This window comes from Fibrella aquatica, from assembly GCF_041321135.1.
Lineage (GTDB): Bacteria > Bacteroidota > Bacteroidia > Cytophagales > Spirosomataceae > Fibrella > Fibrella aquatica.
In genome coordinates, this window is the sequence record NZ_JBGGWF010000003.1 from 464,066 (window position 1) to 479,647 (window position 15,582).

Here is a 15,582-nt window from a genome sequence, read left to right on the forward strand (position 1 = left end):
ATTTTACTCCTTAGGCTTTTCGAAGATGGCTTCGTCGATTTTTGGGTTGGCCTCAAAAGCAGTCAGGCGCACTGTAGCAGACTGACCCATCGCTTGTGTTATCACTTTGTGTGGAAGTGTCAGCGAACCTACTTTCTTATACTCGTCGTAGTCCAGCTCGGCATCAATTGTTTGGCCCATCGCCTGAATAGAGCCTTTACGTGAAGTAATCAGGTACGTTGCCGGATCAATATAGAACGTAGAGGTTCCGCCCTGAATGGGCATCGATAGCGCGAAATATTCTTTTCCGTCAACAGTCTCTTTGCCCTTGAACTCAATTTTTTGACCTTTCATCGATGCGTTGACAATTTCAAGACCGGGCAGCGTAACACTTTCAGTAACGGCTTTTAGCTGTTCGGCAGGTACGTCGCGGGCTGGCGTGTCACCTTGCTTGGCCCAACCGGTTTGGCCTTTGGTAACCACCACAATATCGTTGCCCCCCATGCTCATTTCAATGCGCGATGCCTGGTCGAAAACAACGGTAGCAGTAGCATCGATACTCTGACCCGGGGCAATAGTCGACTGGGTGTATTTGGCCGACTTAAACGCTTTTAAATTCTCGAGACCGCCCAATGCGGCCATGTGTTTATCGACAACTTCAGTGAGTGTCTGAGCATAAGAACCAACCGAGATCAGAAGAGCAGAGGTCAGTAAAATCAAGTTCTTTTTCATACGAATAGTTTGCTGGTAAGCTTTGCTAAAGGTACGAAACTACTACTTGAGGGGAAGACCGATGGCTATATCAGAATGTCATTTGCGATGGTAGAAATAGATGGGTCGGGCGAAGAGGCCTGTTTTTTCACTTGTAGTGTAGTAGCCTGATCCATCGGGGGCCCAGCAAATAGCCTCGCCCTGTGATTCATAAACGATTGGTATCATCAGCGGGGATCGTTGTAAGGCCTGTTCAACCGACTCGTCAGCCCGGCGGGTATAATAAAATAGCTCGTCATAGGCACGAATCAGTATTTCCCGGCCATTAGGCGATATGGCTGCTGCTGTCATGTAATCGAGTGGAATAACCGTTGTCAGTTCCATTGTGGTTACAGCAGTCAGCGATTGGGGGTAGCTGGCTTTGTAAACGGTGGTATATTCCTCTTTCGAAATCACGTATAGATCCAACGTACCTGGGTCGAGCATAATCGCCTCGGCGTTTTTCGGTCCATCTGGCATCTTCACCCGAATGGTCTCAATGCCGGTCACCGTTGCTCTAACGGGTTTGCTGGCTTTCGATAGCGTAGGTTCTGGAAAGCGGTAAATGATCTTAACCGGATGCTTGAATTCGTTATCGCCAATCTCTGCCACATACACATAACTTTTTCCCGGTACTGGTCCTGGTCCAACGGCAATATCTTCCCAATCGCGGTTAGTTGTCCCACTTAGTTCAAACTCGCCAACTACCGTTCCCTGCCGGTCTATCAATTGAATTTCGTTTGAGTTGCCCGAGTCTTGCTGTGTCCAGAAATAGCCGGGGTTTTGATTGCTGGGGGCAATGCCCGACGTTTCGGAAAGCGCACTGTCGGTTAATTCACCAACTTCTACCGCTTCGGCAAACAGGACCGAATCTTTCCTGACATCGCTAAAAGCATAGTCGACCAACTTGAGAGAGTCGATTGGCGCTGTAACGGCATGAGAAGCATTGTGGTGGCAACTGCTACAGGTGAGCGCGAGAAGAAGCAGTGAAGGGAGATATAACCGCATATGAATCAATGCTAATAAAATCAGTTGAGGCTATAAAAGTAGGGTTGATTACCTGAGAATGAACATGAAAAAAGGCAGGCTATGATGAGCCCGCCTTTTTCAATACAGTAAGCTACTGACCGTTACAATAAATTCCGGGCAATAACCAGTTTCTGAATTTCGCTGGTGCCTTCGCCAATGGTGCACAGCTTGGCATCGCGGTAAAATTTTTCGACCGGGTAATCTTTTATGTAACCGTAGCCACCAAGAATCTGAATGGCCTCATTGGCGACCCGAACAGATACTTCCGAAGCATACAGTTTGGCCATTGCCGACGCTTTGGTAACGGGCTTGTGCTGGTTTTTTAATTCCGAAGCGTGTTCGATCAATAAGCGTGATGCCTCGATCTCAGTAGCCATATCGGCTAGTTTAAACGATATACCCTGAAAGTTGAAGATCGCTTGGCCGAACTGTTGCCGTTCCTGCGCATAGGCCAACGCTGCTTCATAGGCGCCCATAGCAATGCCTAAACTGAGTGCGGCAATTGAGATGCGACCTCCGTCGAGAATCTTGAGCGACTGAATAAAGCCCTCGCCAACCTCGCCCAGTCGCTGACTATCGGGAATTCGGCAATCGTCGAAAATCATTTCGGCGGTTTCTGAGGCCCGCATTCCTAATTTATCTTCTTTTTTACCCCCCCGGAAACCTGGCGTACCGCGTTCGACCACAAAAGCAGTGGCGTTGCGAGGTACGTTGGGCTCACCGGTCCGGGCAATTACGACAGCCACGTTACCCGAGATACCATGGGTAATAAAATTCTTAGCTCCGTTGAGTACCCAATCGCCATTCTCCTGTTGTACGGCACGGGTGCGCATGTTACCGGCGTCTGAACCTGTGTTAGGCTCTGTTAGCCCCCAGGCACCGATATGCTCGCCTACGGCGAGTTTAGGGAGGTATTGTTGTTTCTGTGCTTCGTTGCCAAACATCAGAATATGATTGGTACAAAGTGAATTATGAGCGGCCATCGACAAGCCCACTGCCCCGTCAACTCTGGAGAGTTCAACAATGGCCGCTACGTATTCGTGATACCCCAGGCCGGCTCCGCCATATACTTCTGGAACAAGCATACCCAATAGACCCAGTGAGCCCATTTGCCGGAATTCATCGGCTGGGAAATGTTGCATTTCGTCCCACTCCCGCACATGGGGAGCTATATGCCGGGCCGCAAAATCGCGAACCGACTCACGGATAAGTTGGACATTATCAACTTGGTTTTCTACTATTTCGTTAGTCATGATAATAGGCTAAGGACTTTCGTGTTTGATGAAGTATTGCGTAAAGTATAAACAGATAACAGAATAGGGTATCCGATGTTTGTAACGACCATTTGATAAAAAAACAGCTCACGTACATATTGCTGAAATGTCAAAATAGTGTAGTGTGATCCTGATAAATTACCATATAATAATGGCTAAATCAAGTGTTACAGCCACAATACCTTCTTAGCAATAGTTTATAAATAAATCACTGAGTGAGTGTATTACGGATCAAATTCGTGCTATTCCAAAAATGATCTATTTTTGTGTCCGCTGACGGGTCATGTCAAAATAGTACAATATGGCGTGGGGCCGTTCAGTAGGTAGTAAATCGATAGATTTTAACCAATTTATATGAAAATAGCAGTAATAGGTACGGGATATGTAGGGCTGGTTACCGGCACCTGCTTCGCCGAAACCGGCAATCAGGTTACCTGCGTCGATATCGACGAGCGGAAGGTTGAAAAACTCAACAACCGGATCATTCCCATCTACGAACCCGGTCTCGATGTGTTGTTTCACCGGAACGTAGAAGAAGGTCGGTTAAAATTTACGACTAATCTGGCCGAAGGGATTAAAGGAGCCGAGGTTATTTTTCTGGCTCTGCCAACACCTCCGGGCGAAGACGGATCAGCCGACTTGAAATATATTCTGGGCGTAGCCAATGACCTGGGTCCCATTCTGGAGCAGTATGCGGTTATCGTTGATAAGAGCACGGTGCCTGTTGGAACTGCCGAAAAGGTGCATGCGGGCATTGTTAAAAACGCAAAGGTTGATTTTGATGTGGTCTCTAACCCCGAATTTTTGCGGGAAGGTGTAGCCGTTGAAGACTTCATGAAGCCTGACCGTGTGGTGATCGGTACCAAGTCAGATAAGGCCAAGGCGGTGATGAACCGGCTGTATGCGCCGTTGGTACGTCAGGGTAACCCCGTTATTTTCATGGACGAGCGTTCGGCCGAAATGACGAAATATGCGGCTAATGCGTTTCTGGCCACCAAGATTACCTTCATGAACGAGATTGCCAATCTATGTGAAAAGGTAGGCGCCAATGTTGATGATATTCGGAAAGGCATTGGTACCGACAGCCGGATTGGTAAGCGGTTCCTGTTTGCTGGCATTGGCTATGGGGGTAGCTGCTTCCCGAAAGACGTGCAGGCTCTGGCCAAAACCGCGCAGGACTTTGATTACGATTTTAAGGTTCTCCAATCGGTAATGGACGTGAACCACGCCCAGAAAAAGCGCTTATTGCCGCTCATCAAGCAGCATTTCGGGGGTGATCTGAAAGGAAAAACAATTGCTGTGTGGGGCTTGGCCTTCAAACCATACACCGACGATATCCGGGAAGCACCAGCCCTCGATAATATTCGGGAGCTATTGGCCGAGGGAGCCAAAATTACGGCTTATGACCCTGAAGCGATGGAAAACGTACGTAATATCCTGGGCAATCAGATCACGTTTGCGCACACATCATACGCCGCCCTCGATGATGCCGATGCGCTGGTAATCATGACCGAATGGCCCATGTTCCGTACGCCCGAATTCGAGAAAATGAACCTGTTACTGAAGAACAAAGTGATCTTCGACGGTCGTAACGTCTACGAACTAGAGCAAATGCGCGAGATGGGCTACACCTATTATTCAATCGGCCGCGAAGTTGTAAACAGTTAAGAGTGAATAGTTAATAGTTAAAAGTTAAAAGTTTATACGTGCCTAGTTTGTTTTCGTACGGGCGCGCCGTCAACTCTTAACTTTTAACTATTAACTTTTAACTAGTCAAACTATGAAACGTGTATTAATAACGGGCGGGGCCGGATTTCTTGGATCGCATTTGTGCGATCGATTTATCAAGGAAGGCTATCACGTCATTGCGATGGACAACCTGATCACGGGCGATCTGCGCAATATCGAGCATCTATTCAAGCTCCCTAATTTTGAGTTTTACCACCACGACGTATCCAAGTTTATCCACGTACCTGGTGAACTGGATTACATCCTGCACTTCGCGTCGCCCGCTAGTCCGATCGACTACCTGAAAATTCCGATTCAAACCCTGAAAGTAGGATCGTTGGGGATTCATAACTGTCTGGGTCTGGCTCGGGTGAAGAAAGCCCGGGTGCTAATTGCCTCGACGTCGGAAGTTTACGGTGACCCTAACGTTCATCCGCAGCCCGAAGAGTATTGGGGTAATGTGAACCCCGTTGGGCCGCGTGGCGTATACGATGAAGCTAAACGTTTTCAGGAAGCCATGACCATGGCGTATCATACGTATCACGGTCTGGAAACCCGTATTGTCAGGATCTTCAATACCTACGGGCCTCGGATGCGCCTCAACGACGGTCGGGTACTCCCCGCTTTCATCGGTCAGGCATTGCGTGGCGAAGATCTGACCATGTTTGGTGATGGTTCGCAGACCCGTTCGTTCTGCTACGTGGCCGATCTGGTCGACGGAATTTACCGTCTGCTACTGAGCGACTATGCTTACCCGGTCAACATCGGTAATCCGGTAGAGATCACCATCAAAGAGTTTGGTGAGGAGATTATTAAACTCACCGGTACGTCGCAGAAACTGGTTGTGAAGCCATTACCAGTCGATGATCCGAAACAGCGCCGCCCAGATATTACCAAAGCGAAGGAGTTGCTTGGCTGGGAGCCAAAGGTATCGCGCGAGGAAGGACTAAAGATTACGTACGATTATTTCCGGAATCTACCCCGTGAAGAGCTTTATTCGGCCGCAAATCACCGCGACTTTGCGAAAAAGTAAGGCGTATTGGTTTGGCGGTTATATTTACGTCCGGTAAGTCCATAGGGCTTACCCATTTAGCTGTCTTTAAGAAACCTGCAAGCTTTTCGTTTGCAGGTTTTTTGTTGTAATCAGCGTAGAGACGCAAAATCTTGCGTCTCTACATGCGTCAGCAATACGCTAAATCTCAAACCGTCAGAATATCTTTCTCTTTAGCTGAGTAGGTGTCGTCAACGCGGCCGATGAAGGCGTCGGTCAGTTTCTGAACGCGGTCTTCGCCTACTTTCACAGCATCTTCAGAAACGCCTTCTTTTGTTAATTTACGAATGGCGTCGTTGGTGTCTTTACGGATGTTCCGCACGTTCACTTTTGCCACTTCAATTTCCTGCTTCACCCGCTTCAGCAGGTCGCGGCGGCGCTCTTCGTTCAGAGGTGGAACGCTCAGACGAATAAGTTCGCCGTCGTTCATAGGCGCCAGGCCTATGTTGCTGTTCCGAATCGCCTTTTCAATTTCACCGATCATCTTCCGGTCAAATGGCTTGATGGCAATGGTACGGGCATCGGGTGTGGTTACCGAAGCCACGTTGGTGATCGGCGATTTCGACCCGTAATAGTCGACCTGAATGCCACCGAGCATGTCGGGCGACGCCTTCCCGGCCCGAATTTTGGTGAGTTCGATGGTCAGGTGTTTAAACGCCTTCTCCATCGTCTCTTTGGCGTCATCAAGGTATAATTCAATCTCTTCCATTTTTCTTTAAGTCTGGAAAGTCGGTTTAAAACAAATCCAAAGTCTGGAAAGTCGTTAGTATTGGGTTCCGACTTTCCAGACTTTGGACTCTGGACTTTGAACTATCTAAGCTGGTAACTCCACGGTGATTAACGTACCTACATCTTCGCCCTGCACGAGGCGGAGCAAACTGCCCTGCTCGTTCATGTTGAAAACAATGATGGGTAGATTATTTTCCTGACAAAGCGTAAAGGCCGTTAAATCCATCACGCTCAGTTTCTTTTCGTAAACGTCCTGAAAGGTAATGTGCGTGTAACGCGTCGCCGTTTTATCTTTCATCGGGTCGGCGGTGTAAACACCATCGACTTTCGTGCCTTTCAACACCACATCCGCTTCAATCTCGTTGGCGCGAAGGGCAGCTGTACTGTCGGTAGTGAAGTAAGGATTGCCCGTTCCGGCTCCGAAAATAACAATCCGTCCTTTTTCGAGATGCCGAACGGCCCGTCGACGGGCGTAGGGTTCGCAGATCTGCTCCATTTTAATGGCCGACATCACGCGGGTGTACATGCCTTGCTTTTCAAACGAACTCTGAAGAGCCATCGCATTGATCACCGTGGCCAGCATGCCCATGTAATCGCCCTGAACACGGTCGATGCCCGAGCGTTCGCCCGACACTCCCCGGAAGATGTTGCCACCCCCAATCACGACGGCCACCTCGACGCCCAGTTCCACAACCTGCTTAATTTCTTTAGCATATTGCTCTAGAATAGCCGGGTCTATGTTATAGCCGCCAGGGCCTGCGAGTGCCTCGCCGCTCAATTTGAGCAGGATGCGTTTGTACTTGGTTTGTTGAGCCATACAGAGGTGCCTTTTTTGCGGGGGCAAAGATAAGGAAACCCGCGAAAGGTAAGAAAGCTGAATGACAGGAAAGCCGCGTCTACGCAAACTCAACCAATACCTGCCCTTTCTCTACCCGGTCGCCTTTCTGAACTTTGATAGACTTCACAGTGCCGTCGCCGGGGGCTTTAATGCTGTTCTCCATCTTCATCGCTTCCAGAATCAACACGGTATCGCCTTTGCTAACTTCACTGCCCACTTCGAGACTGATGCCCACAATAAGACCGGGCATAGGGGCTTTAATGTTGTTGACTTTGCTGGCAGCCGCGTTGCTCATGCCCATTTTTTCGAGCAACAGGTCAAACCGGTCTTTGGCAAGAACGTCATGAATTCGGCCGTTGACCTTTAGCTGTACAGTCTTTGTAGCCGCATCGACCGACAACACTTCTACCGAATACGACCGGTCATCTTTCAGGATATGATACTGTCCTTCGCCCAGTTTCGACAGGTCCCAGCTATAGGGTTGGTCATTCAGGGTAATGCCCGCAGGCTGAATATCGATGCTGACGGGCGCGGCGTTGTTGACGGAAGCGGTGTACATAGGTTTGTGGTTTCGGGTTTGTAGTTTCGTGTTTGACGTTGCGCTGCCAAGTCATCAACTCCTGGACTTGGCAGCGCAACGTCAAACACGAAACTACAAACCCGAAACTATTTATTTTTTCTGCGTCAGAAAGGTACGAACGGGTTTTGTAAATACGCCTGATAAGGTCGATACGTAGACAGTATTACGGAATTGCGCTACGGAGGTAATCTTGTTGCCATACAGCCCGGTATTGTCCAGCTCAACGACAGATAAGGTTGTAGGTGTGATTATTAGCTGGAAAAGCTGGCCATTGTAGGTCGCAATGAGTTGGTCGCCCACTGTTTTATAAGTCAGGAAGCGGTATTCATTTGGCAGTTGATCAACGATAATAGACCAGGTGTTACCCTGATCGGTTGAGGCTGCCAGTTTTAGTGTACTTGTGTTGGCGGCGGTAATGCCGTAGACTGTTCCTTTAAATGTAAACAGGTTTTGAAATGAGTAAGGGTAGGTCTTTTGATAGGAGCCATCGGGCGAGATGCGGTACGTTCCGTTGCTTGTCGATACCAGAAAATAGCTGCCTATGCTACTTACTGCCTGTAAAAAATTGCCTCCCGGAAAACTGATCAATTTCGTATCGGCTGTTTTAAGCTGAACGTTTGGTGCGCGGGGTACGTCTACTGAAATCAGGGCGATGTTCGTTAATCGGCCATCAATAACCGGTGTGTTGTACGACCGGTCATACCGCCGGTAGGGGACAATAACCTGATTTTGGTCATTAGCCACCATTGTTTCGCCAATGGCAGCGGGCAACACATCAAAAGAAGCAAAGTCAGGATCAAGTGCTGGTAGACGAACAACCAGGTTAACGTAGCTCTGTACCGGGCTGGCTGTGGGAATAAGGTTGACAAAATCGTTGACGATGAACCCAATGAATGAAGGGTGCAGCAGGGGGCGGTAATCAGTACGCCCATTGGGCTGAGCCTGACCGCCATAATGAACAAAGATCGTATCTGGGCCGGGGCGCGATTGGCCCGGTGCTATGGCCGTAGTTTGGCTGCCAGCCAACATGATTTTACTGCTATCAGCGTAACTGTTGAGCTGAATTTTCCGGTCGAACAGAAAGTCTTCATTGACCTGCCAAGTCAGGCCGGGGTCAGGTAATGGTGCGGGTACGTCGATGACTTTTTCCTTGCACGACCAGATACAAAAACTGATGAGCAACAGAAGCGAAAAACCATGGGAGCGGTTCATATAGCAGGGCGGTTGAGTAATAAGGCCAAGTATACAGATCAGCTCGTAATTGACTGTTAAGTAAAGGAAAATTTAATCTACAGGGTTACCGGTAACCTATTTCTGCCGGTTCACCAGATAAATACCCAGTAGGCTGATAGATAAGCCGAGGTATTGTTGCGGGTAGATTTTCTCACCGTCGAAAAGGCCCCAAACCACGGCGACCACTGGAATCAGGTACGTTACTGAGGCCGCGAAGACACCTGAGGCCAATTGCACCACCCGAATGAACAATACCGACGTAATGCCCGACGCCAGAATGCCCAGAAACAGCACGGCACCCAGCGGCACCAATGCATCGGCGGCTATGGCCCGACTGACGAAATCGGTAGACAGCAGAAAAAAACCGGCAATGGGACCAACAAAGGCAAACGTCCAGGGTGTAGCCACAAGGGCGGGTAGGTGGCTTAAGTATTTGCCAATGAGGTTGGTGTTGATGCCATACATCAGCGTGGCCAGTACCACCAACAGTGCATAGCCATTGATGGTGAACGTACCTGTGGCGCTGAAAAATACTAGAATGAGTGAACCCACAAAGCCAAGCATAATGCCCCACACCTGATTGGCCCGAAACTGCTGCCGGAATAGCAACGTACCTGTAAGCAGTACGAATATGGGACTAAGCGAGTTTAACGTACCTGATAGTGAGCTGCTTAAGTGTGCACCTGCTTCGGCAAATAAAAAGGCGGGAAGCAGAAAGCCAAGTGTACCCGATGCCAGTAAAGCCAGCCAACGATGACGCAACGCGAGTTGCACGTCGGGCTTACGAATCTGCACCAGCATGAAGGGTAAAAAAAATAGAAAGGCAAAGAAAATGCGTCCCGAAGCCACCTGCTGTACGGTGAACGCCCCCAACGCCTTCTTCATCATGATGAACGAGCTACCCCACACCAGCGCCATACAAGTAAGCAATACCCAAGCTAGCAACGGGCGTTTTTGGGTAACAAGAACAGGCTCAGACGTAGTGGTTTCGGTCATAGATTGGTACGCTGATTTAACGGATTTAAAGGGATTGGCGCGGATTGTGTGGGTACGCGGACTAAAAGGATTCAAAACGATTTGCGCGGAATTTAGGATTTAAAGGGATTCGTGGATTGAAGCAGAGCAAATCTCTTTTAATCCAAAAATCTGTGTAGATCGTCTTAAATCCCTTTAAATCCGTGTACCATTAAACCCGCGCACTATACCATGACGCCTTCGTAGTGTTCGCTTACTTCGTGCAGGATGGTGAGCAACTCATCGTAGGTATCAGCCACGACGAAGCGCATGCGGAACTGCTTGAAATCGGGAAGGCCTTTGAAGTAGTTGGTATAGTGGCGGCGCATCTCGAAAATGCCGAGCCGGTCGCCTTTCCATTGGATAGAGAAGTCGAGGTGTTTGCGGCATGCCGTGATTCGGTCGGCAACGGTAGGCGGGGCGAGGTGCTGCCCGGTTTTTACAAAATGCTTGATCTCATTGAAAATCCAGGGATAACCGATGCTCGCGCGGCCGATCATAACGCCATCTACGCCATAACGGTTTTTGTATTCCAGCGCTTTCTCTGGCGAATCGATGTCGCCATTACCGAAAATCGGAATTGTGATGCGGGGATTCTCTTTTACCCGACCAATTAATGTCCAGTCGGCTTCCCCTTTATACATCTGCACGCGGGTACGGCCGTGAACGGTAAGCGCCTGAATGCCAATATCCTGAAGGCGTTCAGCCACGTCCATGATGTTCTTGGTGCTGTCGTCCCAGCCGAGTCGGGTTTTTACAGTCACCGGCAAATGGGTGGCATCGACAACGGCTTTGGTCATGAGCACCATTTTGGGGATATCCTGCAACAGGGCAGCCCCGGCTCCACGACAGGCCACGTTTTTCACCGGACAGCCGTAGTTAATGTCGATCAGATCGGGGTTGGCGCGGGTGGCAATGCGGGCACATTCGCCCATGGTATCGACGTCGGAGCCGAACAACTGAATACCAATGGGACGTTCGTACTCGAAAATGTCGAGTTTCTGAACGCTCTTGGCCGCATCGCGGATAAGCCCTTCCGATGAAATAAATTCTGTATACATTAAATCGGCCCCGTTCTCCTTACAAACCGCCCGAAACGGTGGATCGCTGACATCCTCCATCGGAGCCAGTAACAACGGAAAATCGCCTAATTCAATTGACCCAATCTTAACCATAATCCCAGTTTTCGCTGTACGTACTTTCCAACGTCCACTAAACTGGAATAGTTTGTTGGGGCTGAACAAGACAACAACCGCTTATCCTTTTCGCCGAAGCCAACCGGGAGTGAGCCGTACTTTTGCACCGTCAAAATTGATTCTATGCTACTTCGTCTACACATCATTGCCCTTTTTTATTTGTTTTTCACCCTTGCCGCCCACGGCCAAACCCTGCCCGTTGCGCCCACCGATTCAACCATTCGTGTCGACGGGCTGCTGACAGAAGGGGTGTGGCAGCGTGCCAGCGTGGCCGGGCAGTTTATTCAAAATTTTCCGAACGACACGGCCGTAGCCTATAACCCTACCGAGGTACGGGTTTCGTTCGATGCTACTCATCTGTACGTAGCTGTGGTTTGTTTCGACAAAGACCCGGCAAAGCGCGCCATTGCCAGCTCATTAAAGCGTGATTTCGAGTGGGATGAGAACGATAATTTTACAGTCTACCTCGACCCTTTTGGCGATCGGATCAATGGCTTCACATTCAACGTGACGCCTTATGGGGTGGAGCGGGAAGGGCAGATGTTCAACGGCGAACGGGTGGCGTCGCAATGGGATAACAAATGGCGATCAGTGGTCAAGAAATTTCCCGACCGCTGGCAGGCTGAACTGGCTATTCCGTTTAAAAGCATCCGGTACCGAAAAGGAACCACCTGGTTCCTGATGAATTTTGCCCGGCATGATCTGAAAAATAACCAACGCACCTCATGGCGGCGTGTCCCGGTTGCCTACTCCATTTCGGCCCTGTCATTTGCCGACACCGTCCGATTCAGCCGCCCATTACCCGATCCGGGGCCAAACATTTCGGTTATTCCCTATGTCAGCGGTCGGTACTGCGACGACCTGGGCGAGCCCGGCCTTGACAACAAAGGGCAACGCACGTTTGCCGGTGGTATTGGCTTCGACGCCAAAATCGGCATTACGCCTTCGCTGAACCTCGACCTGACGGTGAACCCGGATTTCTCAAATGTAGAGGCCGATCAGCAGGTAACGAACTTGAGTCGTTTCGAGATTTTTTATCCCGAACGGCGGCAGTTTTTTATTGAGAATCAGGATCTGTTTGCCAACTACGGATTTGAAAGTAATCGACCGTTTTTCAGCCGTCGCATCGGAATTAGCCTTGATACAACCACGGGTGTTATTGTGCAGAATCCGTTGCTCTATGGGGCGCGGCTGAGTGGGAAAATAGATAAAAACTGGCGGATTGGCCTGCTTAACACGCAAACGGCTAACCAACCTGGCCGGGGTATCACGGGGCAGAACTACACCATGGGCGTAGTGCAGCGGCAGGTATTTGGCCGGTCGACGGTATCAGCCATTTTCGTGAATCGGCAAAGTGTAGGCGGTTCGCCGTCAGGTACGTTGCCCGACAGTCCTGGATTTACCCGGCTGGGTGGCTTGGAATACAATCTGCAAACGGCAAATAACCGATGGAGTGGTAAAGCTTTTTACAATCAGGTATTCCGGCCGATATCGCTGAATATGGCTGGTGAGCCGGAGGGAGGGACAACTAACCGCCGCGGAAACGATACGCACGGTCTGAATTTGAATTATACGATCCGCAACCTGACCGCGTCCTGGACGCACGAATACGTGGGGCGTAATTATACCATCAACGACATTGGGTACGTGCAGCGTCGGGGTTACTGGCGAATGGTGCCTGAAGTGCAAATGACTTTCTACGTACCTGGTAACAAGCAGATTATTTCGCACGGTCCGTTTTCTGATGTCACCTTTATCCGAACGCTGGATGGGCGGCTTACTGACCGGGAGTTTAATGTGGGCTATAACGTACAGGCGCGCAACACAACAGAAGGCGGCATGGGCTTTTACCGGCATTATACATACCTGTTCAACGGCTTCGACCCAACCAATTCAGACGGACTGGAACTGGCAAGCGGTACTGACTACACCATTCAGGGGCTGTTTGGTTACCTGAATACCGATAAGCGCAATCTGCTTACCGCCTCGCTCGAAGGGTGGTCGGGTGGTTATTTTAACGGAAAAAATACGAGCCTAACCGCCCAGATTCAGTATAGATTTCAGCCCTACGGATCGGTGAGTATGTACGGCGAGTATAACAACATTCGTTTGCCGAAGCCCTATAAATCAGCAGAGTACTTGCTGATTGGACCTAGTCTGGACCTGACTTTTTCGCGAAAATTATTCTGGACAACGACCGTGCAGGTAAACAATCAAACGGCCAATACGCTATTAAACACCCGCCTTCAGTGGCGTTACGCACCGGTTTCTGACCTTTTCGTGGTGTATCAGGAAAACTACTTTCCCGGTTCATTAACCAGTAAAAACCGCGCGCTAGTGGTTAAGTTGTCGTACTGGTTTAATGTATAAGAAGGGAGTTTAGTGTTTGTTGTTTGAGGTTGCGCTGCTGAAGCAATAACTAGATTGGCTAGTAGCGCTGTCACTTAGCAAAACGCATGCTGCGCCCCGCCGGGGCTTTGGTTGGTCAGCAAATGGTGTTAATACTACCAATGCTGCGGCCCGATGGGCCTGTTTGTCGTTGTATACGTGGATGCTACCGATGGGCCCGTTGTTCGGTGTATGTGGTAATCGCATGGCGCTTTTGCTGGAGCGCGGTAGGCCCAGCGGGCCGTGGCATCGGTAGTCGGGCAGTATGGGTGCGCTAAAACTTTCAGCCCCAGCGGGGCGTAGCATGCGTTTTCTATGACAACCAGAGTTACGCTAACCTAGCAGCGCACCGCAGCGGCGAACCGCCACAAACCTCAAACGACAAACCACAAACTCTTTTAATAATCTCCCCCTGCGCCGCCGCCGCCGAAATCACCGCCGCCGAAACCTCCGAAGCCTCCACCGCCACCGCTACTTCCACCGCCGAAACCGCCCGATGAGCTACCCCAGCCAGAGAACGTAGTATAGGGTAGGAACATACCGCCGCCACCGCCGCGATACCGGGTTCCGCCTTTACCGCCGCCACCTCTGGAACGGACGACAAGGAAAATAATGACGCCAATGATGATGAGCCAGATGAGGATTTCGCCCCCGCCCGAATCACTGTCTGATGCCGGATCGGCTTTGTACTCACCCGTGGCCCGCCGGAACATTTCGTCGACGGCTTCGTCGAGGCCCTGATAGTACTGCTGCTGCTTAAAATTGGGGACGATAATCTGACTCACAATACGCTTGGCAATAGCATCGGGTAAAACGCCTTCCATACCGCGACCAGTGGCAATAAAAATCTTACGGGTACCGGTAACCCACAGCAACACAACGCCGTTATTTTTGTCTTTCTGCCCTACACCCCACTTACGACCAATAGAAAAAGCATAGTCGGCGGGTTCGTAAAGCCCTGTCGATTTCACTACGACAATGGCTAGTTGCGACGATGTTGAGTCGTTGTAGGCTACAAGCTTACGCTCCAGCTGCTGCACTTCTCCCGGCGATAGCATACCTACCAGATCATTGACCAAACGTGGTGGCGAAGGGCGGTTGGGCAGTGAATCGCTGGGTACGTTCTGAGCACGAATCGTCAACGACAGCAACGTACCGATGAGCCAGAGACCGACAAACAGCCTGGAAGAAAACAGCCGGGAAACAGAGTGAATGACAGTCACGGTTAATAGTGGAGATCAGGCCGAGATGACGTCATCTTAACCAAATGAAATATCGTCGGGCAACTCGTTGACATCGTCGCTGGCCCGGGGGAAAAATGCTTTCAGGTGCTGCCCGGCGCGCTCGATGCCCTGACTGAGGCCGGTGGTATAATCGTCGGCGGCGAAATGCTGGCGCATCAGGTCTTTAGTGCTTTGCCAAAAATCGGACGGCACTTTAGTGTCAATGCCGCTATCGCCCAGAACGGCAAACTTTCGATCATCATGAGCGAGATAAAACAGCACGCCGTTTTGCTCTTTTGTCTGGTGCATGCCCAGATGCCGAAACACCTCGATAGCCCGTTTCATGGGGTCACCATTGGGGCAGTTTGCCTCCACATGCACCCGAATTTCGCCCGACGTTTGGCGTTCGGCTTGTCGAATAGCAGCAATAATCTGCTGCTGCTGCTCAGGAGTGAGGATCATAGTTTATCAATTATCAGTGAACAGTTATTAGTGAACAGTTATAGTAGCTTTTCTGAGAAACTCCGCTTATGGGCGGGCTATGCCTGAGCAGCGCTGATAACTGTTTAC

At 50.1% G+C, this 15,582-nt stretch carries 14 protein-coding genes; 3 read left to right on the forward strand and 11 right to left on the reverse strand.

Annotated elements, in window-relative coordinates; all coding sequences use genetic code 11:
- Window positions 1–3: 3 nt before the first annotated feature.
- The 3 genes from ACAW87_RS09580 to ACAW87_RS09590 form a co-directional block, all read right to left on the reverse strand.
- Window positions 4–711, reverse strand: coding sequence for a hypothetical protein (locus tag ACAW87_RS09580; RefSeq protein ID WP_370723153.1), 708 nt, complete (start codon window positions 709–711; stop codon window positions 4–6).
- Between the two features lie 78 nt (window positions 712–789).
- The gene (locus ACAW87_RS09585) at window positions 790–1,737 is read right to left on the reverse strand and encodes a hypothetical protein (RefSeq protein ID WP_370723154.1); all 948 of its coding nucleotides are present in this window, start codon (window positions 1,735–1,737) and stop codon (window positions 790–792) included.
- Window positions 1,738–1,859: 122 nt separating this feature from the next.
- Window positions 1,860–3,011 (reverse strand): acyl-CoA dehydrogenase family protein, encoded by a 1,152-nt coding sequence (locus ACAW87_RS09590; protein ID WP_370723155.1) that lies wholly within the window; start codon window positions 3,009–3,011, stop codon window positions 1,860–1,862.
- A 375-nt stretch (window positions 3,012–3,386) separates the two neighbouring features.
- Here ACAW87_RS09590 and ACAW87_RS09595 point away from each other — a divergent pair, with 375 nt between their 5' ends.
- Together ACAW87_RS09595 and ACAW87_RS09600 are read left to right on the forward strand one after the other, a co-directional pair.
- A complete protein-coding gene (locus ACAW87_RS09595) occupies window positions 3,387–4,700 on the forward strand; it encodes a UDP-glucose dehydrogenase family protein (protein ID WP_370723156.1) in 1,314 nt (437 codons plus the stop codon).
- Between the two features lie 112 nt (window positions 4,701–4,812).
- Window positions 4,813–5,793: a UDP-glucuronic acid decarboxylase family protein gene (locus tag ACAW87_RS09600; RefSeq protein WP_370723157.1), complete on the forward strand. Its 981-nt coding sequence runs from the start codon at window positions 4,813–4,815 to the stop codon at window positions 5,791–5,793.
- Window positions 5,794–5,959: 166 nt separating this feature from the next.
- On the opposite strand, the gene frr is transcribed toward ACAW87_RS09600, so the two are convergent.
- From frr to dusB, 6 genes are all read right to left on the reverse strand, one after another.
- Window positions 5,960–6,520 carry a ribosome recycling factor gene (gene frr / locus ACAW87_RS09605; RefSeq protein WP_370723158.1) on the reverse strand — a complete coding sequence of 187 codons (561 nt, stop codon included), beginning with the start codon at window positions 6,518–6,520 and terminating at the stop codon, window positions 5,960–5,962.
- 105 nt (window positions 6,521–6,625) lie between these two features.
- Window positions 6,626–7,357: a UMP kinase gene (gene pyrH, locus ACAW87_RS09610; protein WP_370723159.1), complete on the reverse strand. Its 732-nt coding sequence runs from the start codon at window positions 7,355–7,357 to the stop codon at window positions 6,626–6,628.
- Between the two features lie 79 nt (window positions 7,358–7,436).
- A complete protein-coding gene (locus tag ACAW87_RS09615; RefSeq protein WP_370723160.1) occupies window positions 7,437–7,937 on the reverse strand; it encodes an acyl-CoA carboxylase biotin carboxyl carrier protein subunit in 501 nt (166 codons plus the stop codon).
- Window positions 7,938–8,048: 111 nt separating this feature from the next.
- Entirely contained in the window at window positions 8,049–9,170 is a 1,122-nt protein-coding gene (locus ACAW87_RS09620; protein ID WP_370723161.1) for a hypothetical protein, read from the reverse strand.
- Between the two features lie 96 nt (window positions 9,171–9,266).
- Window positions 9,267–10,187: a DMT family transporter gene (locus tag ACAW87_RS09625; RefSeq protein ID WP_370723162.1), complete on the reverse strand. Its 921-nt coding sequence runs from the start codon at window positions 10,185–10,187 to the stop codon at window positions 9,267–9,269.
- Window positions 10,188–10,390: 203 nt separating this feature from the next.
- Complete coding sequence (gene dusB / locus ACAW87_RS09630; protein ID WP_370723163.1) at window positions 10,391–11,380, reverse strand: tRNA dihydrouridine synthase DusB; 990 nt, start codon at window positions 11,378–11,380, stop codon at window positions 10,391–10,393.
- A 144-nt stretch (window positions 11,381–11,524) separates the two neighbouring features.
- On the opposite strand from dusB, the gene ACAW87_RS09635 reads away from it, so the two are divergent.
- Window positions 11,525–13,771, forward strand: coding sequence for a DUF5916 domain-containing protein (locus ACAW87_RS09635; protein ID WP_370723164.1), 2,247 nt, complete (start codon window positions 11,525–11,527; stop codon window positions 13,769–13,771).
- Between the two features lie 416 nt (window positions 13,772–14,187).
- Here the strand turns inward: ACAW87_RS09635 and ACAW87_RS09640 are convergent, their stop codons facing one another.
- On the reverse strand, window positions 14,188–15,012 hold the full coding sequence (locus ACAW87_RS09640; protein ID WP_370723165.1) for a TPM domain-containing protein: 825 nt from the start codon (window positions 15,010–15,012) through the stop codon (window positions 14,188–14,190).
- Window positions 15,013–15,048: 36 nt separating this feature from the next.
- Complete coding sequence (locus ACAW87_RS09645; RefSeq protein WP_370723166.1) at window positions 15,049–15,474, reverse strand: TPM domain-containing protein; 426 nt, start codon at window positions 15,472–15,474, stop codon at window positions 15,049–15,051.
- Window positions 15,475–15,582 lie beyond the last annotated feature (108 nt).

Coding starts and splice junctions, on each gene's coding strand:
- ACAW87_RS09580 (WP_370723153.1), bottom strand. CDS start 711: ATGAAAAAGAACTTGATTTTACTGACCTCTGCTCTTCTGATCTCGGTT.
- ACAW87_RS09585 (WP_370723154.1), bottom strand. CDS start 1,737: ATGCGGTTATATCTCCCTTCACTGCTTCTTCTCGCGCTCACCTGTAGC.
- ACAW87_RS09590 (WP_370723155.1), bottom strand. CDS start 3,011: ATGACTAACGAAATAGTAGAAAACCAAGTTGATAATGTCCAACTTATC.
- ACAW87_RS09595 (WP_370723156.1), top strand. CDS start 3,387: ATGAAAATAGCAGTAATAGGTACGGGATATGTAGGGCTGGTTACCGGC.
- ACAW87_RS09600 (WP_370723157.1), top strand. CDS start 4,813: ATGAAACGTGTATTAATAACGGGCGGGGCCGGATTTCTTGGATCGCAT.
- frr (WP_370723158.1), bottom strand. CDS start 6,520: ATGGAAGAGATTGAATTATACCTTGATGACGCCAAAGAGACGATGGAG.
- pyrH (WP_370723159.1), bottom strand. CDS start 7,357: ATGGCTCAACAAACCAAGTACAAACGCATCCTGCTCAAATTGAGCGGC.
- ACAW87_RS09615 (WP_370723160.1), bottom strand. CDS start 7,937: ATGTACACCGCTTCCGTCAACAACGCCGCGCCCGTCAGCATCGATATT.
- ACAW87_RS09620 (WP_370723161.1), bottom strand. CDS start 9,170: ATGAACCGCTCCCATGGTTTTTCGCTTCTGTTGCTCATCAGTTTTTGT.
- ACAW87_RS09625 (WP_370723162.1), bottom strand. CDS start 10,187: ATGACCGAAACCACTACGTCTGAGCCTGTTCTTGTTACCCAAAAACGC.
- dusB (WP_370723163.1), bottom strand. CDS start 11,380: ATGGTTAAGATTGGGTCAATTGAATTAGGCGATTTTCCGTTGTTACTG.
- ACAW87_RS09635 (WP_370723164.1), top strand. CDS start 11,525: ATGCTACTTCGTCTACACATCATTGCCCTTTTTTATTTGTTTTTCACC.
- ACAW87_RS09645 (WP_370723166.1), bottom strand. CDS start 15,474: ATGATCCTCACTCCTGAGCAGCAGCAGCAGATTATTGCTGCTATTCGA.